At 40.3% G+C, this 21,836-nt stretch carries 17 protein-coding genes; 8 read left to right on the top strand and 9 right to left on the bottom strand.

What is annotated here, in order from left to right:
* Positions 1-42: 42 nt before the first annotated feature.
* Positions 43-990, bottom strand: a complete 948-nt coding sequence (locus tag TEGAF0_RS13575) for a metallophosphatase (protein ID WP_264899042.1) — start codon at positions 988-990, stop codon at positions 43-45.
* A complete protein-coding gene (locus TEGAF0_RS13570; protein ID WP_264899041.1) occupies positions 983-1,732 on the bottom strand; it encodes a 5'-nucleotidase C-terminal domain-containing protein in 750 nt (249 codons plus the stop codon). Before TEGAF0_RS13570 ends, TEGAF0_RS13575 begins: the two co-directional genes overlap by 8 nt.
* Positions 1,733-1,812: 80 nt before the next feature.
* On the opposite strand from TEGAF0_RS13570, the gene TEGAF0_RS13565 reads away from it, so the two are divergent.
* Together TEGAF0_RS13565 and TEGAF0_RS13560 are read left to right on the top strand one after the other, a co-directional pair.
* Positions 1,813-2,190 (top strand): DUF3127 domain-containing protein, encoded by a 378-nt coding sequence (locus tag TEGAF0_RS13565; protein WP_264899040.1) that lies wholly within the window; start codon positions 1,813-1,815, stop codon positions 2,188-2,190.
* A 34-nt stretch (positions 2,191-2,224) separates the two neighbouring features.
* Complete coding sequence (locus TEGAF0_RS13560) at positions 2,225-3,799, top strand: NAD(P)/FAD-dependent oxidoreductase (protein WP_264899039.1); 1,575 nt, start codon at positions 2,225-2,227, stop codon at positions 3,797-3,799.
* Between the two features lie 32 nt (positions 3,800-3,831).
* Here the strand turns inward: TEGAF0_RS13560 and TEGAF0_RS13555 are convergent, their stop codons facing one another.
* Positions 3,832-4,815 (bottom strand): zinc dependent phospholipase C family protein, encoded by a 984-nt coding sequence (locus TEGAF0_RS13555; protein ID WP_264899037.1) that lies wholly within the window; start codon positions 4,813-4,815, stop codon positions 3,832-3,834.
* Between the two features lie 108 nt (positions 4,816-4,923).
* On the opposite strand from TEGAF0_RS13555, the gene TEGAF0_RS13550 reads away from it, so the two are divergent.
* Positions 4,924-5,862, top strand: coding sequence for an ABC transporter ATP-binding protein (locus TEGAF0_RS13550; protein ID WP_264899035.1), 939 nt, complete (start codon positions 4,924-4,926; stop codon positions 5,860-5,862).
* A gap of 4 nt (positions 5,863-5,866) precedes the next feature.
* Positions 5,867-7,204: an ABC transporter permease gene (locus tag TEGAF0_RS13545; RefSeq protein WP_264899033.1), complete on the top strand. Its 1,338-nt coding sequence runs from the start codon at positions 5,867-5,869 to the stop codon at positions 7,202-7,204.
* A 128-nt stretch (positions 7,205-7,332) separates the two neighbouring features.
* Here the strand turns inward: TEGAF0_RS13545 and sov are convergent, their stop codons facing one another.
* Positions 7,333-14,559 (bottom strand): T9SS outer membrane translocon Sov/SprA, encoded by a 7,227-nt coding sequence (gene sov / locus TEGAF0_RS13540; protein ID WP_264899031.1) that lies wholly within the window; start codon positions 14,557-14,559, stop codon positions 7,333-7,335.
* A gap of 72 nt (positions 14,560-14,631) precedes the next feature.
* Positions 14,632-15,216, bottom strand: coding sequence for a Holliday junction branch migration protein RuvA (ruvA, locus tag TEGAF0_RS13535; protein WP_264899030.1), 585 nt, complete (start codon positions 15,214-15,216; stop codon positions 14,632-14,634).
* A 72-nt stretch (positions 15,217-15,288) separates the two neighbouring features.
* On the opposite strand from ruvA, the gene TEGAF0_RS13530 reads away from it, so the two are divergent.
* The 4 genes from TEGAF0_RS13530 to TEGAF0_RS13515 are packed head-to-tail and all read left to right on the top strand — an operon-like array spanning position 15,289 to position 19,145.
* The gene (locus TEGAF0_RS13530; RefSeq protein WP_264899029.1) at positions 15,289-16,278 is read left to right on the top strand and encodes a beta-ketoacyl-ACP synthase III; all 990 of its coding nucleotides are present in this window, start codon (positions 15,289-15,291) and stop codon (positions 16,276-16,278) included.
* 13 nt (positions 16,279-16,291) lie between these two features.
* Complete coding sequence (locus TEGAF0_RS13525) at positions 16,292-17,515, top strand: trans-sulfuration enzyme family protein (RefSeq protein WP_264899026.1); 1,224 nt, start codon at positions 16,292-16,294, stop codon at positions 17,513-17,515.
* Positions 17,512-17,973 (top strand): GNAT family N-acetyltransferase, encoded by a 462-nt coding sequence (locus TEGAF0_RS13520; protein WP_264899024.1) that lies wholly within the window; start codon positions 17,512-17,514, stop codon positions 17,971-17,973. The genes TEGAF0_RS13525 and TEGAF0_RS13520 overlap by 4 nt, the downstream gene beginning before the upstream one ends.
* A 5-nt stretch (positions 17,974-17,978) precedes the next feature.
* Positions 17,979-19,145, top strand: a complete 1,167-nt coding sequence (locus TEGAF0_RS13515) for a glycoside hydrolase family 5 protein (RefSeq protein ID WP_264899022.1) — start codon at positions 17,979-17,981, stop codon at positions 19,143-19,145.
* Positions 19,146-19,161: 16 nt separating this feature from the next.
* On the opposite strand, the gene fabD is transcribed toward TEGAF0_RS13515, so the two are convergent.
* The 4 genes from fabD to TEGAF0_RS13495 form a co-directional block, all read right to left on the bottom strand.
* Entirely contained in the window at positions 19,162-20,058 is an 897-nt protein-coding gene (fabD, locus tag TEGAF0_RS13510) for an ACP S-malonyltransferase (protein WP_264899020.1), read from the bottom strand.
* A 33-nt stretch (positions 20,059-20,091) separates the two neighbouring features.
* Complete coding sequence (folE, locus tag TEGAF0_RS13505; RefSeq protein ID WP_264899019.1) at positions 20,092-20,814, bottom strand: GTP cyclohydrolase I FolE; 723 nt, start codon at positions 20,812-20,814, stop codon at positions 20,092-20,094.
* Positions 20,771-21,193: a 6-pyruvoyl trahydropterin synthase family protein gene (locus TEGAF0_RS13500; RefSeq protein WP_264899018.1), complete on the bottom strand. Its 423-nt coding sequence runs from the start codon at positions 21,191-21,193 to the stop codon at positions 20,771-20,773. The genes folE and TEGAF0_RS13500 overlap by 44 nt, the downstream gene beginning before the upstream one ends.
* Before the next feature lie 233 nt (positions 21,194-21,426).
* Complete coding sequence (locus TEGAF0_RS13495) at positions 21,427-21,834, bottom strand: 6-pyruvoyl trahydropterin synthase family protein (RefSeq protein WP_026751313.1); 408 nt, start codon at positions 21,832-21,834, stop codon at positions 21,427-21,429.
* Between the last annotated feature and the right edge of the window lie 2 nt (positions 21,835-21,836).

Raw genomic sequence — 21,836 nt, 5'->3', positions numbered from 1 at the left:
GGGTTGCGAATATGTATACTTTATGTTGAAAAAAAAATTTTTTTATTCGCTTGTTTTTCTCATTATAACTACAGTATGGGCTTTCGGCGATTTATTTCTTTTTGCTTCCGAAAAATTATAATCCAAACGCCCCATTTGTATCCCTCCCCACCCCATCTGGTTCACCAAAATATCCCCACCATCCCTGTTTTTATACTTTCTGGGTTGATCAAAAAAGCGGTGGGTGTGACCACCAATAATCAAATCGATGTTTCGACTCTCTTTCGCCAGGATTTCATCGCTTACTTTGTTATCGCTGTATTTGTCTCCCAGATGTGACAAACAAATAATCAAATCACATTTTTTTTGCTTTAATAAATCCGCTGTCTGATTTGCTGCAACAATCGGATCATTGTATACTGTACTCCCATACAGATTTTTAGGAACCAATCCTTCCAGTTCAATGCCCACACCTAAAATACCAATACGTTGTTTCCCTTTTTGAATAATGGTATAGGGTTTATACAAAAACTCCATAGGCGTTCCCTTAAAATCGTAGTTGGAAATCACCACAGGAAAATTGGCATGCTGCAACTGATTGGCAAAATTTTCAATGCCCGCATCAAAATCATGATTGCCCATCGTAACTGCATCGTACTGCATTTTGGCCATGACTTTTATTTCAGGTTCCCCTTTGTACAAGTTAAAATAAGGAGTGCCCTGAAAGATATCACCGGCATCCAGCAGTAATGTTGCCGGATTTTCTTCCCGGATTGATTGAATCATAGATGCTCTGGCAGCTACCCCTCCCAGTCCCTGGTTTCTGCTCCCGTCCATGGGAAAAGGTTCCAGTCTGCTGTGCACATCATTGGTATGCAGAATGGTTAAAAGCGACTGTTCAGGGATTGACCCAATTGATTGTGCTTGTAAAACTCCTTTTCCAGCTATAGCAGTGGTTGCCAACGCTGCACCAGTAAATGCCGTTTGTTTTATAAAATGTCTTCTATTCATTGTTGTTGCTGCTTACACGGTTTTCAATTTTTGGATCTAAAGGTTTGCCACTCGCAGTAATTGCCATTACATAACTGATTAGTGCATCCCGAATCAGATACCCTTTGTTCTGAAAAGGAAAGGGCTTTAACATAGCGGCATCGCTCCCACCCTGTGCCACATAATCTGAATTGGCTACGATATAAGTGGCATTTCTGTCTAATGGCTTTCCATTCACCACTATGTCCACAGCTTTTTTATTCTGAATTTTAAAAGAAGACCCTTTTGAAATGGGCCAGCCCCCATCTGTAGCTATGTGTTGAAATAGTGCTTCCAGCACCGATCCCTTCAGTTCCTGAATCACCAGTAAATTATCAAAGGGCATTAACTCATAAATATTTCCAACAGTTATATTTCCTTTATTTAGAGAGGCACGAATTCCTCCTGAATTCATAAAAGCTATATCCACCGGAACAGCAAACTTCTGAGCTGCCATTTCCTGCATACAATCTGCCATAAAATTACCCAACCCACTTTCTGGCAAACGCTTGGTTAATGTTGTTGGTGTAAATCCAATCACTTTGTTCATGGTCCGGTTAATTTCAACCGAATAAGGCTGAATCAGATTCAACAGGGCGGTATCCTGCTTTTGTTTGCCCGATACAGACAAACCCTGATAATTCACAGAATTGGGAACCTGAATGGTACTACAGGAAATAGATAAGGAAATGAAGAAAACAAGCAGAAAAGTAAGTCGCCTCATAATGGTCAGTTGTGAACGAAGAAAGGTACAATTTTAATTGGAAAAAATACACCTACTTTTGTTCAAAATAAACCGTACACATGAGTTATGAAATTATAGGCAAGCTGGTAGCCAAATTTGATATTGTTCAGCGCACAGAAAGTTTTAAAACCAGAGAATTTGTGATTGAAAAATCAGAAGATATTAATGGAAGAACCATCACCAATTATGTAAAGTTTCAGTGTGTACAGGATAAAACAGCAATGCCCGACAGATTCAATTTAGGCGAAGATGTAAAAGTGCTTTTCAATATCAAAGGCACTAAATGGGTGAAAGATGGAAGAGAAAATTATATTACCAATCTGGATGCCTGGAGAATGGAAACTGTAAAGCTTGCTTCTGAAGGCGATATGCCACCATCAGCATCTTACAACGATATGCCTCCGAGCGACGAAGTGGTTGACGATTTACCATTCTAATACTTTTTACTTTTTAGGATCAATACCTGACAGTATGCAAAAAAATATCTCGCTTAAACTAAAGCCCGAAGAAGCGGCCAATCCAATACTTGTGCAATCCATGCTGGCTGCTGCACTGGGTACATCCGTTGAAAATATTACCGGATATAGCACGCTCAAACAATCCATAGACGCCAGAAGCAGGCAACAGGTATGGATCAACCTTACCCTGAATGCTTTTGTGAATGAGCCATTTCAAGAAAGAAGCAACAAAATTTTCTCATTTCATTCTCTGCCAAAGAATGCAAAAAAAGTGATTATTGTAGGGGCAGGACCAGCAGGCTTGTTTGCTGCGCTGGAACTTTTGCAATTGGGTATTCAGCCCATTATCATCGAAAGGGGAAAAGATGTAAAAGCAAGAAGAAGAGATCTGGCTGTATTGAACAAGCAAGGCATCATTAATCCGGAAAGCAATTATTGTTTTGGCGAAGGTGGGGCAGGTACTTACAGCGATGGTAAATTATATACAAGAAGCAGCAAAAGAGGAAGCATAGATAAAGTGCTGCAACTTTTTTATCAGTTTGGCGCTGAAGAAAAAATTCTCTATCAATCGCATCCGCATATTGGAACCAATAAATTGCCTCAAATCATTGCTGCCATGCGCGAACAGATTGTTGCTGCAGGTGGTGAAGTGCATTTTGAAACCAAACTGATTGACTTTGAAATACAAGGCAATAAAATCCTTTCACTGAAAACAGCAAATGGTGGCAGCTTTGCTGCTGATGCTTTTATATTGGCAACAGGACACTCTGCAAGAGATATTTTCAGATTATTGTTTCAGAAAAATATTGAAATAGAAGCCAAACCTTTTGCATTGGGTGTAAGAATTGAACATCCACAAAGCATTATTGATGCTGCACAATACCACTGCAATACCCGGGGCGAATTCTTACCACCTGCCTCTTACAGTTTAGTTGAACAAGTAAAACAAAGAGGCGTATTTAGTTTTTGTATGTGTCCCGGGGGGATTATAGCCACTGCTTCCACTGATCCAGGCGAACTGGTAGTAAACGGCTGGAGTCCAAGCAAACGAAATAATCCATTTGCCAATAGTGGCATGGTGGTTCAAGTTGCCGAACAAGACGCGCTGAGATATTTTAAAAAGAAAGAGGTTGACCCGCTATTGCTTATGGATTTTCAACAATCTGTAGAGCAGAAAGCTTTTACAGCCGGCGGCGGAAACTTTGTAGCTCCTGCACAAAGAATGGTAGACTTTTGTTCCAATAAAATTTCTCAGGACTTACCTGGCTGCAGTTATTTACCAGGGTTACAAGCCGCAAACCTCCAAACCGTTTTACCCGATTTTATCTATCAATCTTTGCAAGGTGCCCTAAAAATGTTTGGCGCAAAAATGAAAGGCTACTATACCAATGAAGCCGTGCTGGTAGCAACAGAAAGCAGAACTTCTTCTCCTGTAAGAATACCCAGGGATCCTGAAAAGTTAACGCACCCGCAGCTACAGAATTTGTACCCTTGCGGTGAAGGAGCAGGCTATGCAGGGGGAATTGTGAGCGCAGCGATGGACGGTCAAAAGCTGGCACAGCAAATTGCAACAGTATTCGCCTCCTAAAAAATAGCTGGTTTGAATTAAAGGAACTGATACTATTTTTTCTTTGCCTCTAACAAATTGTCGGTAATCAAACGGTTGCTTTTGTATGCTTCCATTTCTGAGGCAAATGTTGCTTGTTTTTCCGTACTGTTCTTAAACAAATTACTCAAATCCGGTTTTCCCGCATCTACCCATGCAGTATACCAGAAATCGGCAATCAATGCTGCAGAATGTAGCAGTTGCTGATTAATGGTTGGTTTTAATTGGCTGGCATATGCTTTAGCGAAAGTACTGGTATAAGAGCGGGATTGTTTCCCATTGCGCATTTGGTAACGATACTTGGTAGAGTCCGTAAAAGCAAGGGTTAGATTTTTTTCCTTTTCGAGCATATCCGGCAATAAATCGTGCGCACGCTGCATGGCTCTCTGAACCTCGCGCATAGGGTTGCGCAAATACCGGGCTTTATGACCGCTAAACAAATTATAAGTTTCCATCTCCAGCTCAGGAATCATCGACTCCCACAAACTGTGCAAGCCAACCTGATTGGTTAATTGTCCATCATAGTTAATGGTGGTATGTAAAGGCACATTGGCATCCCCTATATAGTGCCCCAGGTCTGCTGCATAAAAAAGAATAGAGTCTTTATTTTGGATTTTAAAAGCCTCTGTAAGCTTGTCTTTCATCACAATAATCTGATAGGGAACATAGCCGTATTGTTTTAAGCTATCCCAGCTGTAACGCTGAATGGCTTTGTTGAAATTGTCAGGCAACTGAAACGCAGTTTTAACTTTGTAGGGTTCCAGGTCCATGAAATGTTTGGGTGCTTCCGTACTATCGGTGTTTCTACGGGTATCTGCTCTGGGGGCATCGTATACCAGTTTGGACATATTGCTGTGAAAAAATCCGCTCATTTCCGATGGCAACTGATAAATAGCCAATTGATGTATGGTACGGTGAACAAGAAACCCCCAGCTTGACAATCCAGTTAAAAGTACAAGCATCAATCCAACTACCCCACACTTCTGTATACCCTTCATTTCTCTATTTTTAAATAATGCACAAAATTACTCAAAAAACCTGCCCATTCTTGTAATATTATGTTGAATGGTCGTACTAATTCTTACATTCAGCAAATAAATAAGCTTATGAGTTCAATCTTAGAATTAAAGAATCTGAAAAAATATTATGCTACCCAAAAAGCGGTTGATGATATCAGTTTCAGCATAGAACAGGGAAGTATTTTTGGATTGCTGGGCCCCAATGGAGCTGGCAAAACAACCCTACTGAGAATGATTACCGGAATTTTTTATCCGGACAGTGGAGAAATTAAGTTGGAAGGAAAAACTTTCGATCCATTGAATGATATCATCAAAATTGGATACATGCCGGAAGAAAGAGGCCTGTACAAAAAAATGAAAATTGGTGAACAAGCCATGTATCTGGCTCAGTTAAAAGGATTAAGTAGGGCGGACGCCATGCAGAAAATAAAGTATTGGTTTAAGAAGCTGGAAATGGAAAGCTGGTGGAACAAAAAAGTTGAAGACCTGAGTAAGGGAATGAGTCAGAAACTTCAATTTGTAACCACTATTTTACATGAGCCCAAACTCATTATTCTGGACGAACCATTCAGCGGTCTGGATCCTTTGAACGCCAACTTAATTAAGGAAGAAATTTTTGCTTTAGCCAAAAGAGGCAGCACCGTAATATTCAGTACACACCGAATGGAGCAGGTTGAAGAAATCTGCGACCATATTGTATTGGTGAACCTAGGTAAAAAAATACTGGATGGTACCGTTCATGGCATCAAACAACAATTTAAAGAAAACAAATTCAGTATTCGTTTATCCGATGTTTCCGGCAACTTAAGTTCTCCTGCATTTAATGTGGTAAAAGTAAATGACCAGGAACTGATTCTTCAGATTAATCAAGGCTATAAAAGCAACGATATCCTGAATCACTTTCTTCAAACCCCTTGTACCATTGAATCCTTCAATGAAATCCTGCCTACCTTAAACGAGATATTCATTAGTCAGGTAGAAGGAACACACGCAACAGCAAGAGCATTTCAAAAACTAGACAACTAAACGTATGAATAAGATATTAATCATTATACAAAGAGAATACCTCAGCAGAGTAATGAATAAACGTTTTCTGTTGACCACCATTTTAACCCCATTAATCATGGTGGGATTTATAGCAGGTGCAGCATTGCTATCTTCTACAGGAAAAGAGAACCATAAAATTGCAGTGATTGATGCAAATGGATTTTTTAAGGGCAATTTAAGAGATGCCAGTGATATAAAATTTGAGTTTCCTGCGAATGTTGACACTTCCAACTATGTGAGCAAGGGTTATACAGATATTATTCTGATTCCTAAGTTTGAAGGCACCAACAAAACCACTTATATTATCCGTTCCAAAAAAAGAATCGGACTGATGCTTCAATCTAAAATTGAAGACAGAATCAACGATGCCATAGAAGATCAGATGTTGCAGGATGCAGGAATTGATCGTGCACGCCTTGACTCCATTAAAACCTCATCTCAGTTTGCAGAAATGAAATCGCTGGAAGAAACTGGCGATACGGTAAAAGAAAGTAGTGCTGCCCTCTCCTACGGTATTGGATTTGGCTCTGGTATGTTGATCTATATTACCATGTTCATCTACGGAGCAATGGTAATGCGCGGTGTAATGGAAGAAAAAACCAATCGTATTGCGGAAGTGATGATTAGTAGCGCTAAACCATTCCAGTTAATGATGGGCAAGATCATTGGCATAGGAGCAGTAGGCCTAACTCAATTTTTTGTTTGGATTCTTTTAATATTCGGATTCATTGCTGCTTCCCAGTTCTTTATTCCTCAGGATGTTTTACAACAGGTTGCAGAACTGCAAAAAGCAAACGCTCAAATGGGACCAGGTGCTTCCATGGCACAGGCAAGTGAAACCGCACAGAATATTTACAAGTTCCAGAATACCATGAGCACAGCCAACTGGCCGTTAATTATTGGTTGCTTTATCTTCTATTTCCTGGGAGGATATCTGTTTTATGCTTCTCTGTTTGCAGCAGTAGGTTCTGTGGTAAACGAGGATCCACAGGATGCACAAAGTTTGATGTTGCCCATTACCATGCCAATCATTTTCTCTTTCATTATCATGAGCCGTGCGGTAGAAGATCCCAGCACCAGTATGGCTACCTGGGCTAGTATCATTCCATTCAGTTCTCCAATGGTAATGATGGCCCGAATAGCGTATGGCGTTCCAGGTACCGTTCCTTACTGGCAATTAATAGCAAGTATGGCAACACTAATTGGAAGCTTCTTGCTAACCACCTGGTTGAGTGGTAAAGTTTACCGAACCGGTATTTTAATGTACGGTAAAAAAGTAGGCTGGAAAGAAATTGGCAAATGGGCTTTTCGGAAAAACTAGCACAGTTAAATAAGCTTGAAAAAGCAAGGGTCGGCAGTAATAAACTGTTGACCCTTTTATTTTAATCTAATTTTTCATTGCTATTCCAACATATTTCCTATACAAGTATCGCTATCGCCAAGGCAATATTATTGCGCCAATGAAATCCGCACATTAATACCAGCACGTGTATTGGTAATAGGTGCAGAAGTAGAAATATAAGGAGTCACTCTTCGTTGATCAAAGAATAGTTTCACATTTATTCTGCTGTTGACTACATAATCAATGGCAGGCTGAATAGTAATTTCTTTCTGTCCACCCGTGCCATAGGCATTGGTCTGATCTAGGCGGCTATTACTGATAGAAACATCACGTACAGATACATCCAGTTTCAAATTGAGGTCGTTTTGTAAACCCTTACCAACTATGCCAAACGGCAATTTAAATCCTCGCTTTCTCCAGTTCAGTCCTACAATCCATTCTGTACTTCTGCTTTCACTTAACTGATAATCGATCAGGCTCATGCTCAGCTGTCTGCTCTTTCTGAATTCCAAATTAAAATTGAACTGACTAATGGTAGTAAAATCTATTTTCAATAATGGTTCAAATCTTTCAGACATGCTAACATTGGGCACAAGGAAGAAAGGAATAAAATTGCCACTGGTAGTATCAATAAATCCAGGAGCATTCAATCTGAATGGATCCTGATACAGCAAAGCACTGCTGAAACTGTTCATGCTCAGTTGACCATTGTATCCATGACTAATGGTAAAGTTTTGGAATACAGCAGCCAGTGCAGGAATCTTGGTTAATCCGGTATAAGTTACTCTCCAATTGGGTTTAGGTATGATCCCGCGGAATGGATTGGCACTGATTTTACTGGACCCTTCTTTAATCAAAGCAATGGTATTCGGATCTTTTCCAGTGTATGCAGCAAGGAAGGAAGGAATCAATACGTCCTGAGAATAACGGCCATACCCACGCGCATATCCATCACTGGTAAACTGCTGGTTAGCCGGAAGTTGCTGCCAGTAAGGATTTAAGGAAGCTACCCTTCTTGAAACCACCAGACGATTGGCTTCAAATTCTTTAAAAGTAGCAGACAATTCATTAGGATTGCTTTTGCCAAATAAAGTATTGAAGGCAATATAGGATACACTGAAACCTCCACTGAATAAAGGATTCAATTGTCCGAAATTATTTCCAGTACCAGTGGTGTCTTTAATTAAAGCAGTATAATCTTTAGTAAAAGTTTTATCGAGATTTAAATCGATGATTAATTCCCGAATGGGTTCTATCTGTGCCGTTATTTTCAGGCTTTGCTCAAAACTCTGTCTGTATAAGAAGTTGAACGTGCTGTCCCTGGTTAATAAACCTCTGCCAATTTTGTCATTGATCCAGATGGCGTCTGGTTGTTTACCAAAAACATAATCCAGTCCCGGTGCCATGCTTTTAAAATTCTGCCCAATAAAGCGGGTACTGTCCATATAACCTGGCAGGCGGCTTCTGTAATTCTCACTATAGTTTACCGAGATATTTTTGAACATGGTAAGGAACTTACCTGCTGATCTTTCCAGTGCACCCAATTCAGGTGTAGTAGCCTGGCGCAACATTTTTTCTGCATTTCTGATATCGCGGCGTTGTTGTCTCCACTTTTTTATCGCTTCTGTTCGCTTCTGACCTGTTAACCCTGCAATTACTTCTTCTTTAGAAGGGAAGACAGAACCCAGTGGGTTAGCAGCTGGTGCGGCATTACGCGCATTCTTGGTTTCCCCTTTTGCTCTTGGCGGAGGAATATTATCCAATGCCCGCATCCATCTTGACTTGGCATATAAGTTGCCAAAGTTGAACTGCGCATTTAAATTATTTTCCTGAGAATTTTCAATGGTATTACCCAAGTTCACAGCAATTCGGCTGGCGCCAATCCAACTGTAAGAAGTTCCATAACTATAGCGTGCCGTAATCCAGTCGGCAAATGGAAACTTGTTCAGCGGAATATTATAATTCATGATGGCTTTCTGCTGATACAATGTATTTCTTCCCCCTTTTAAGAAATTCGTTCTTACCGTATCTTTCTTCTCCTTGGTATCAATTCTTCCAAATGGCTCATCTATACGGGCATTATTGGTTGCATTAAAGTCAAAGTTAACCGAGCGGGTTAGATCCCATCGTAAATTATAAAAACGATCAAAAGTGAAGTACTTATCATAAGTGGTATCTACCCTATCCACTTTACTGCTGAACGTATTCACCATACGCGGAATGAATTCGCCAAACTGACGATTGATATCTGCTCTGAAACTTATAAAAGATGGCTTCAGATTAAAATTGGCATCTCTCACAAAAGCCAGCCAAGGGCTCTTCCCTTTAATCAGTTTTTTAAATGGTTCTACAAAATTGTTCTGCCCAATATAAGTGTATCCAAAACCACCGCGATGTCGGGTTACTTTATTCTGATTAATTACAGGACTCGTATGTTCTGTTTGTGTAAAGGAATAACTAATATCAAAATTGCTGAGGCTGAGTAATTTGGCCCGTCCTTGTCCCTGTAGTACTCTTACATTATTAAAGTTCAGTGTTTTAATAGTTGTTACATCGGCTGCTGCTCTTCTAATGGAATCCCTTTTATCTGGTGCCGCGGCATTCAGTTTCTGTTTGTAGTTCACGTCCAGATCGTAAGGGTCAAACTCTGGTGTTAAAGTAGAACGATTGAAGCTTGCATAAATAGGCACAGAGAGTCTGGCTTTTTTAGGAACCAGTTTGCCCGCATCAATATTGGCCGCAATATCAAATTGCATTAAATTATCTTTTGCCCGTTCATTCACTCTTTGTTCCAAAGAACCAAATCCTTGTGTGTATTTATTGGCAGATACCGATAAGGTTCCTAAGTCGGCCAATACAAGATCTACTCTTCCTAATGCAGCATAGCCTCCTCTTTCGTCTAATCCCGACAACCTCAATTCATTGGCCCACATTTCTGCACTAATAGCTGTACCATTGGGTCTTACCGGATTTTCAATGGCAACCAGCACCCCTCTCACTTCACCCAGATTGGGATTACCCATAATGGAGAATGTTTTATTGCCAATAATTTTACGGTAGATAGACGCAAGAGATGCTCCTGAATTATTCCGTTCCAGTTTCAAATCAATTAAATCCCGAAGCAGAAAATCAATATTATTTTCTACCGGCCACACACGGGCTTCCTGTCCTTTCGGATATATACCTGGTGGTGTAATTTTCAATGGAATCTTGACTTCGTAATAGTTATTCAAAAAGTCCTGACCAATTCTGATAACTGCCCTTACTTCATTGTCAGCAACGGGACGCTGCCCTGTTATAGATTCAGCATGCAAATACATCGACATTTTTGCATACCTGCGAATATCCAGATTGAGTGTTTTAAAAATACCTCTGGCATCACCGGGCTGTAAATTATTTACACGCATCGCAATCGCCTGTTCATTTTGTTGCAGGTTCACTCCATTATTACTTAATAACTGCACCCTTTCCACATTTGGAGGCATCAAATAATTCACAGGTGTTCTACTGCTGTTTTCTTCAAGGTTTACCGCCAGTGTATTGAAAGCAGTACCGGCAGTATTGTTAATCGGCGTGTATGATCCCGTAGTATCTAAGTTATATATAAACTGACGCCACTGATTTCTTACCAGATCCAATCTTGCCAATCGCACCACAACTGAATCTTCAAAATCGGTCATGTACAAACGCACAAATCGAATCGATTTAAAATCAGGGATATTACCAATTTTTCTGGTATAATTTTTAATGGGGACCCTAAACAAATACCAGTCTTCCGTTCTGGTAATACCATCCGCTGAATTAACAGTTACACGCTTTTTATCGGTGATATATGGAGTTCTACCCACATCCATTCCTGGTACCAGCGCCAACTCATATTCATAATATGATTCGGACTCATTTAAGGTATTGTCTCTGTTTAAATCTTCATTATCCGGGAACAAAGTAGCCGCCGAAGTAAACTGTCCTCCCGTAGTTGCTACCGGTGAGTTGCCCTGCGGATTATTGAAATTTTTATACCGGCCCAAAATACCCGTACCCGTTGCATCATACGCTGGATCACGGTACCATTGGTAGTTATCATTAGAAGGATCCTGCAATGCTCTTTGATACACTGCAGAAGCGGGACCAAAATTATTGGCCAGTTGATTCAGGATATAACTTTTTTTGCGACGCTCTGCTATATCATCAATACCATCAAAGCCCACATCCTGAAAAGGCCTGTCGTTAGGATCATTACTGAATGCCTGAGTAATCTGTATCGGATTCACAGGCGTTTTACCCCATGTATTACTGCTATCAACAGAGGCAGGAACAGTAGGGGTATTCAGCCCATTCTCATAAAATCTACGACCATCTTTTAAAATATCTTCGCTGATATTACCAAAGTTCAAAAACAACTTACCTCCTCTGCTAGCAGGGTTAACTATAAATGGATTCTGTATCCAGAATTCTACAAATTCAATGTTATTGGTTTCAAAATCGGTTTGATCAATGGCTCGCATAATACCACCCCAACGCGAAGCGGGATTACTTAACCGCCCATTGGCATTGATTTGTCCGGGACGGGTTTCAAAGTTGTAAGGACCTTTTTCCGTTGGATAAAAAGCCAAATCAAAAGTTGCTGCCTGTACATCTGTGATATTGGTTGTTCGTTGCGGAAACAACTCATTCGTAAATACCTGTCGTACTCTTGGATCACTTAACTCAGTCAGGTTTCTACGCAAAGGATTATTCGGACTGTTCTTGTCTTGTAAATTGGGTTCAATATTATACCAAGCTAGTTTGGCCCTGTTGAAATTATAATTGATAGAGTCTGTTAAGGTAGATTCAGGAAATTTAGGATTACCCTGTGGTGTAGAAGCCAATGCCCAAGATACAAATGGAAAACGTAAATCTATAGATGCCCGCGTTCCTTCAAAGTCATCAATAAAAATTAATCCCTGATCGCCTCTTCCAATTTGCGGCGGATGCCCTGGTTGTAAAACAGCAGCTTCTCCATAGGCATTGATAGAAGACTTTGCCTGTGTAGTGTAGAAAGGAAGTTTATCGAGTAACCTTGTTAATCCGGGCAATTCAGACCTATAACTGAAATCCATTCCATACATGGTGTTGCGAATGGGATCATCGCCATACCCCATTTTGGTAAAGAAAGGTCTTTCACCCAGTTTCACCATAGAAGCACCTATCGATAATTTTTTACTGGCCAAATAGTCTACCCGCAATCCGGCAAAACCCCGTTGCTGCATTCCAAATCCAATATTGTTTTCAAAATTTACTTTCACTGGAATATTGGCACTCAGGATACCCTGGTTCAATATTTTTACGGTACCCAGATTATAGTCAACAATAAAGTCTGCGCCTTCTCTCAGCACCTGTCCTCCTGCTGTTACAGAAACAGAGCCGGGAGGAATATTAAATGTATTCAGATAAATCTCTGAACTTCCACCTGAACCTTTTACCTGACCCTGCATCACGAATCGATTCACATTCGCAAAAGTTTGTGCAATCGCTTTGATAGAATCATACAACTGGTAGTAAATATATTTTTGTTTGGTAGCAATAGGTAAGCCGGAGAATGCCAGTGTATCTAGATCTCTACCAAAAGGTTCCAGCACAGGAAATACTACCCTTCCCATCTGCGGCAAGATGGTAAAGCCTTCAATATAATCGAAGACCCCATCGGGTTGCGGATCATTTCGGTTATTAAGTCGGTCTAAATTCAAAATGCGAAGCAAGGGTTGACCCTCAACAGCAGCTGATGTTTCCGGTAAAAATCTTTTTAAACCACCACTCGGCTCTTCGTATAAAACGTTCAGTTTAAAATCTGTCCTTTCAATTCCTCCAAACAAATCCAGTGAATAAACGTTCTTCATCATCCATTGCCAGATAGGCAAATTGGTTCTTTGTGAAGTGGCTTTTAATAATTTCAGGAACAGTACTTTCTGAACGCCTCTGTTAGAATCAAGTGATATATCCTGTGAAAACTCACCTACCTGAAATACTCTTCCGTTATACGTATACTGAAAGGCAACTGCCAATACTTCATCGGCCTGCAACTGCGTGTTAACCGATATAAATCCCGCCTGCGGATTAAAATAATATTCGTTGGGAGATAATTTTCTGGCAAAGGTTTTTTCAAAATCATCTACCGGACGCAGTCCCTTACTTAGCAATAAGCTATTGATAAATGCAGGGTTTCTGGCATTAGGATCCCCTGCTAATGAAGCATACAAATTATTAGCTCCATTTGCAGGTAAATCACTGTTGGTTAAAGATTGAACAGATGGATTAAAGGGTCTGGGTTCTCCCAGATCCATCAAACCCACAATATCGCGCGCATCTGTTGTAGCACCTGTCCTGTTGGTAACCCAAACTTCCATCCGCTGAATCTGCACCTGAGAGTTCACAACAGGCAAACTGCGCATGGTCTTGTTAAAGTTATCGCGGAAATATTTTCCCAATAAGAAGTGTCGGTTTTCTTCGTAGTCATCTAGTTTTTTCTGGAAGGATTGTAATGCTGCCCCACCTTGTAAGTTTAGGCTTTGACGGGCAGACCGCTGATTGGCCAATGCACCGGTAACAAATAGTTTTCCAAATTGCAATTGTGCTTTTACCCCGAATAAATTCTGTGTACTAGGTATTAATGTACCCTTAGATTGAAAAGAGATATTACCAGCTTCAATGCTCTTGATAATTTCATCATCCATTCCCTTGTAATCTAGTTTCAATTGATTGTCGAAACCAAGATTGGTAAGCGTATTGTAGTTGATAGGAAAGCGAAGCTTATCTCCAATATTTGCATTCAGGTTGAGATTGGCATTCATGTCAAAATCAAAACCACCATTCTTTCTTGCTCTTTCCGGTAAAGTTGGATTCTTGATATTCTGCCCCTGATAACCTGCCATTACATTCACTTCCCCTGCAGGCCTGATATCTACTTTTAAATTCTGTCCGGTTAATCCAAATATGCGATCAAATAATTTGGGATAGGTTTGAAAAGCCGGTCTTTTGGATTTTTGATTTAAAAGAAACAAAGCATCTGCTCTCTTTTTAAAATAATCGCTCTCCGCTTTTTTGCTTTCCAGTTTCATCAATTCATCAAAACCCAGCACGGTTGGTTTGCGATACCAGCTGTTTCCAATTTTTTCTGAAATGTAAAAGGACTTTGTTTTGGGATCGTACTCTGTTTTCCTTTTAATTAATCCGGTATCTCGAATATCAAAAGGATTTTTACTAGGGTTACTAAAAGCATCTCCACGACGGTCTGTAATGGGATAGCGCAACGTATCTTTCGTTTGGGCAAAAGAGGGCAGATACCACAAAATGGTCAATAGTAATGCTAATAGTCTTCCGGAATAATTCAACAACAGTCCCGCTTGGTTAGGTAAAGCTCAATTCGATGGCTAGAGGTTTTTGAGTGCTTGTTTAATAATTTCTTCTAATGAACTGCTTTCGGGGGTGGTTTGCATGGTCTTTTTAACGGCTTGTTCTGCCATCACTCTTCCAATGCCTAATGAAATTAAGGCATTTATTGCATCCGAATCCATTTGAGGGGTAACAAATCCGGGTAAAATATTTTCATTATGCTGTTTAGCCAGTTTATCGCGCAGCTCTACAATCAGTCTTTCTGCCGATTTTTTACCAATTCCTTTGATGCCTTCCAGCTGTTTGGTATTGCCCTGCACAATGGCACGGGTAATTTCTTCGGGCTTCATACCCGATAGCATCATTCTTGCAGTAGAAGCACCAACGCCTGAAACACTAATCAGTTGCAAAAACAAGTCTTTTTCGGCCAGGTCGGCAAAACCAAAAAGTGTATGGGCATTTTCGGTAATATGCAGATAGGTAAAGAGCTGGCCGCTCTCCTGATTGCTGATAGCAGAGAAAGTATTCAGGCTGATCTGAAGATCATAACCTACCCCATTCACGTCTACTACTACGCGGGCTGGGGTTTTAACTGCAAAATGACCTCTTACAAATGCTATCATAAATGAAGACGAAAATAGCAAAAAGAAAGCAATTAGCTGTACCTTCAACCTTTTATATAACCCTCTTATTACATGAATAAAATTAGTGCAGCAATTACCGCAGTAGGCGGATATGTTCCCGAAACAAAACTGACCAATTTCGACCTAGAGAAAATGGTAGATACCAATGATGAATGGATTAGAACAAGAACTGGAATTGAAGAAAGAAGAATCCTAAAAGAGCCGGGTAAAGCGAGTAGTGATATGGCGGTTAAAGCCATTGAAGAAGTATTGCGCAAAAAAAATATGGAAGCAACAGATATCGATTGCATAATCTGCGCTACCGTAACGCCTGATATGGTATTTCCAGCAACGGCCAATATTATAGCCGATAAAATTGGAGCTACCAATGCCTGGGGCTTTGATATGAGTGCTGCTTGCAGTGGTTTTTTATATGCTGTTACCACAGGTGCCATGTTCATAGAAAGTGGGCGATACAAAAAAGTAATAGTAGTGGGTGTAGATAAAATGAGTGCCATCATTGATTATACCGATCGTGCAACCTGTATCATATTTGGTGACGGCGCAGGCGCTATATTGCTGGAGCCTACTACTGAAGACATTGGAATTAAGGATAGTATTTTAAGAAGCGACGGAAGTGGCAGACAATATCTACACATGAAAGCGGGAGGTTCCTTAAAGCCTGCATCGGTAGAAACAGTTATGGCGAAAGAACACTATGCTTATCAGGAAGGGCAGGCCGTATTCAAATTTGCCGTGAAAGGAATGGCTGATGTTAGTGCAGAATTACTGGAAAGAAATAATTTAACTGCAGATGATATTGCATGGCTGGTTCCACACCAGGCTAATCTCAGAATTATTGATGCAACCGCAAACAGAATGGGGCTACCCAAAGAAAAAGTGATGATCAATATTCAAAAATATGGTAACACCACTGCAGCTACACTCCCACTTTGTTTATGGGATTGGGAGAATCAATTGAAGAAAGGTGACAATATTGTATTGGCTGCATTTGGGGGTGGATTTACCTGGGGTGCAACTTGGATCAAATGGGCGTATTAAAAAAAAAATTCAAATGAATAAAAAATACAAAGGAGTTGGTACTACTGCCATCCATGCATCTGGCCATAACAATGCCAATCATGCGCATTTGACGCCCATACATGCCAGCTCAACTTTCACTTTTGATTCAGCAACTGAAGGAAGTGAAAGATTTGCAGGAACAGATAAAACAAAAATCTATAGCCGTTGGGGCAATCCAAGTTTTACGGTTGCAGAAGAAACCATTGCAGCACTGGAAAGTTTCGGATTAAAAAATGAGGCCGGTGAACCCTTACAGGTAAAGGCATTGCTGCATTCCAGCGGACAAGCAGCTCTAACCACTTTGTTTTTAGGCTTACTAAAAAAAGGGGATGCTGTATTATCCCATCATGCATTGTATGGTGGCACACACGAGCTATTACACAAAGTACTTGCAGATACAGGAGTAGATACTATTCTAATTAATCTGAATGATGAAGCTGCAATTGAAGAAGCACTACAAAAACATTCGAATATTCAGCTAATACATATTGAAACACCTTCCAATCCAACCCTGCGTTGCATTGATATTCAGAAAGTATGTGAGCTGGCCAAATCAAAAGGTATCAAAGTATCTGTAGACAACACAGCAGCTACGCCATTTTTACAACAACCCTTTAAGTGGGGAGCAGATTTTGTAATGCACAGCACTACTAAATTTCTGAATGGACATGGTACCGCCATCGGTGGAATTTTAATAGGCAAAGACCTTGCATTGATGCATGGGCCTATCTGGAAATGGCATGTTTTACTGGGAGGCAACAGCAATGCATTCGATGCATTTTTACTAACCAACGGATTAAAAACGTTGGAGTTAAGAATGGAGCGACACTGCAGCAATGCAGTACAGGTAGCCAATTTTCTGGCACAACATCCTGCCGTAGCCAAGGTAAATTTTTGTGGATTACCTACACACCCCGATTATGCAATTGCTCGTAAACAAATGAAGCAGGCAGGTGCATTGATGAGTTTTGAATTGAAGGGCGGATTAGAAGCAGGAAAAAAATTCATTGACGCATTACAAATGGCAGTAAAAGCCATTTCATTTGGGACACCAGATACGCTCTTATCACACCCGGCCAGCATGAGCCATATGGGATTAACAAAAGAAGAAAGATTGCAATTCGATATCACCGATGGCCTAATCCGATTGAGTGTGGGTATTGAAAATATAGAAGACATTATTGCCGACTTTGAACAAGCATTGAACCAATTATGAGTATTCAAATCAGAAGAGCCGAAGCAAAAGACTGCGCTAGAATTCTTGAATTAATCAAGGAATTGGCCCTTTACGAAAAAGCACCAGATGAAGTAACAGTAACACTGGACCATTTTATTGAAAGTGGATTCGGCGAAAAGCCTGTATGGTGGGCATTTGTGGCGGAACAAACAAAAGCCGATGGAAGCAACGAAATACATGGTTTTGCACTCTATTACATAAGATACAGTACCTGGAAAGGCCAAAGAATGTACCTAGAAGACATATTGGTTACAGAAAAAATGAGGGGCAAACATATTGGTAAGCTACTCTTTGATCGTTTAATAGAAGAGTGTAAAGAGAAGGGCTTCAAAGGAATGGTATGGCAGGTATTGGAATGGAACGAACCAGCCATCAATTTTTACAAAAAATACAATGCCAACTTTGATCCGGAATGGATCAATTGTAGCATCAATTAAGGAGAATGAATAAATACTTTGCAACCATACTATTAATGACCGCCATCTGGCTGACTGCTTGTACCAAATCAGGCTCTAGTCCAGACCCGGTGATCGGCCCCAAGGGAACGGCAGTGGATAAGCTGGCAAAAGGCATTAATTTGTCTAACTGGTTCAATGATTATTCTGACCCCTCTCAATTCAGCATCCGATTTAACAGTGCTCATTTCAAACAAATAAAAGATGCAGGGTTTACCTATGTGCGACTTCCCATTGGGCCTTCTGTTTTATGTGGTAGTTCTAAAATTGAAGAAATTCAAACAGCCAATTTGATTCATGTAGAGAATGCAGTAAAAAATATACAGGCAGCCGGACTTGCGGTAACCATTGAAATGCATCCTTATGGAGATAATTTTGAAGCAAGACTAGCGATTGATCCTTTGGCAAGACAATCCTTCAGACAATTCTGGAAAAACCTGGCCAATCATTTCAAAGCATATGATACCAGTAGACTCTTTTTTGAAATTTGGAATGAACCGAATATTGGAGCAGAAAGACTGGTATCTGGAATTGATAAAAACTGGTGGGCTCCATTTCAGGAACAGATTGTTGGTTCTATCAGAGAAGCAGCTCCCAATCATTATATCATTGTGACTGCGGAAAACTATGGCAGCTGGAGCGAGTTAATACAACTGCCCATCATCAATCAGAAAAAAATTATTTACAATTTTCATTTTTACGAACCATTTACTTTCACACACCAAGGAGCAGACTGGATTAGCGGACCTTATTCCTTATTGCGTTTTTTACCCTATCCGGCCAGCCCCAGTAATGTAAGTACATTAGCAGCCAATGCCAGTAACCCGTCTGCAAAAGCCCAGATAGAATGGTATGGCAGACAGCAGTATGCAGCAGACTCCATTAATAAAGTGATGCAGCTGGTATACAACTGGAGTGTACAGAAAAAAGTAGATGTAATCTGTAATGAGTTTGGCGTCCACAAAAAAGTAGCTCCCCCAGAAAGCATTATCACATATTTATCAGATGTAACAACCTATCTGAATAAATTTGGTATAGGCTGGGCAGTATGGGATTACGACGATACATTCGGAATCGCCTCCTACACAACAGGAACAAGAGCCGTCTTACCTGTATGGGACAACGGTGTACTCAAGGCACTTAAGATGAATTAATTGGGGTTGCCCTACATTAGCTAACGCCACTTGTAGTAACGCTTGCACCAGCAATTTTGCCCACCAATCCCTGTAAAACTTTACCTGGACCACATTCAGTAAAATTGGAAGCACCATCAGCAACCATTGCCTGAACGCTCTGTGTCCATTTAACAGCACCAGTTAACTGGTTAATCAAATTGTTTTTGATTTCCAAAGGATCGCTAACAGCTTTGGCAACCGTGTTCTGATATACAGGACAAGATGGAGAATTAAAAACAGCAGATTCAATAGCAGCTGCCAATTCCGCTTTAGCAGGTTCCATTAATGGAGAATGGAATGCACCTCCAACAGGAAGTACCAAAGCGCGTTTTGCGCCAGCTTCTTTCATTCTAATACAAGCAAGATCGATGGCAGTAATCGAACCGCTGATGACCAGCTGACCCGGGCAGTTGTAATTGGCAGCAACCACCACTTCTCCTGTTTCAGCCTGAACAGCAGCACAAATTTCTTCTACTTTTTCATCAGGCAAATTTAAAACAGCTGCCATGGTAGAAGGATTGGCTTCACAGGCTTTCTGCATAGCCTGCGCACGAATACTAACCAGTTGCAAAGCTTTGTCAAAAGACAAAACTCCATTAGCAACCAAAGCAGAAAATTCTCCCAAAGAATGGCCTGCAACCATATCAGGATTAGCCCCTTCAATGGTTTTGAATGCAGCTACAGAGTGAATAAATATAGCAGGTTGAGTAATATTAGTTTGCTTCAAGGCTTCATCGGAACCAGTGAACATGATATCACTAATTCGAAAACCAAGTATTTCATTGGCTTGTTCAAACAAATCTTTTACAGAAGAATGTGCATCATACAGGTTCTTTCCCATTCCAGAAAACTGAGCTCCCTGACCGGGGAAAACAAAAGCGTGCTTTGCCATGAATTAAAAATTTATGGCAAAGTAAACGATTTTTTAAAACTCAGTCTTCAATTCTAAATAACGAAGGAATTCTTCTTTGCGTTTATCTTCTTTGAACTTACCTCCGTAGAAAGAAGTAATGGTAGAAGAAGTATCATCTTCCACACCTCTGCTCGCAACACATAAGTGTTTGGCATCAATTACAACGGCTACATCTTCCGTGCCTAGTTCTTTCTGCAATTCTTTGGCAATTTGTACAGTTAAACGTTCCTGCACTTGCGGACGCTTGGCAAAGAATTCAACCAGGCGGTTCAATTTACTTAAACCAATTACTTTACCATTGCTGATATATGCGAGGTGGGCCTTTCCAATGATGGGAACAAAATGGTGTTCGCAGTTGCTGTAGAAAGAAATGTTTTTTTCTACAAGCATTTCATTGTACTTGTATTTATTGTCGAATAAAGCAACAGCAGGTTTATTGGCAGGATTTAAACCGCTGAAAATTTCCTGCACGTACATTTTAGCAACACGCTTAGGCGTTCCTTTTAAACTATCGTCAGTTAAATCCAATCCAAGGGTTTCCATGATGACTTTGAAATGCTCCTGAATGATAGCGATTTTCTCGGCATCTGTTTTTTCAAAAGCAGTTGGAACCATAGGAGTATCTACAGAAGTACTCACATGATTATCTCCCATCTCGTCAATCAAGTCATCATCGTTAAAAACGATTTTATCACCATTCAGTCGGATATTCGACAAAATTTCGTTCTGTTTCATACAATCTGATTTTTAAGGTATATTTCTCTTCCAGCTTCGCTCTTAACAATTGGTAAATAACCACTGCAATATTTTCTGCTGTTGGATTTAAGTTTTTAAATTCCTGGGTATCCAGGTTTAAATTTTTATGATCGAATCGGTTTAACACCTCATCTTTAATTAAGTCGCTCAGTATTTTAAGATCAATCAGGTAACCAGTTTCTGCATCAATTTCCCCACTCACCATCACAATCAATTCGTAATTGTGGCCGTGAAAGTTTTCGTTATTGCACAAACCAAATACTGCCTTGTTCCGCTCGGCCGACCAAGTGGGATTATGCAACCTGTGGGCAGCATTAAAATGTTCCTTACGGAAGACAGTGATTCTGTTGTTGTTCATATTAAATCCTTCTTGAGCTACGCTGAACTTTTATTAGTTTGGTACTGTTTCAGAAGTGTGCTGATCAAGTGTCCAAACGAATTGTTCTGTAAACCTATCCAATTACGTACCATAAACCAAATCAACCGTAAAAGGCAGAAATACGATATAATAACGCAGAAGCAAGACATTTGTTTAAACATTATTCAAAATGATTAAACAACAGCCTCAAAACCACCCTGACAGTTTAACAGTTATCCGAAATATTCCACGTAAATACGAGGTGTTTCATAGAGTTTGATGCAGTGTAGCTGTACAGGAGCAGGCAAATGAGGGGCCAGTTGCTCCCAGATAGCCATGGCCAAGTTCTCTGTACTGCACATTTTTCCTGCCATAAAAGGCACGTCCATATTCAGGTTCTTATGATCCAGATGGTCAATCACATGGGTTTTGATGAGCTTGCTCAGGGCTTTTACGTCAAATAAAAAGCCAGTATCCGGGTCAGGTGTACCTTTAATAGTAACATAGAGGTCATAATTATGCCCATGCCAGTTCTCATTTGCACATACCCCGAACACCTGCTCATTGCGTTCTTTGCTCCAGGCAGGATTGAATAATTTATGGGCTGCATTAAAATGTTCTTGTCTGGTCAGGTACACCATTC

It is taken from the genome of Sediminibacterium sp. TEGAF015 (assembly GCF_025997995.1).
Taxonomy (GTDB): Bacteria; Bacteroidota; Bacteroidia; order Chitinophagales; family Chitinophagaceae; genus Sediminibacterium.
This window is presented reverse-complemented; position numbering and strand designations above follow the sequence as displayed.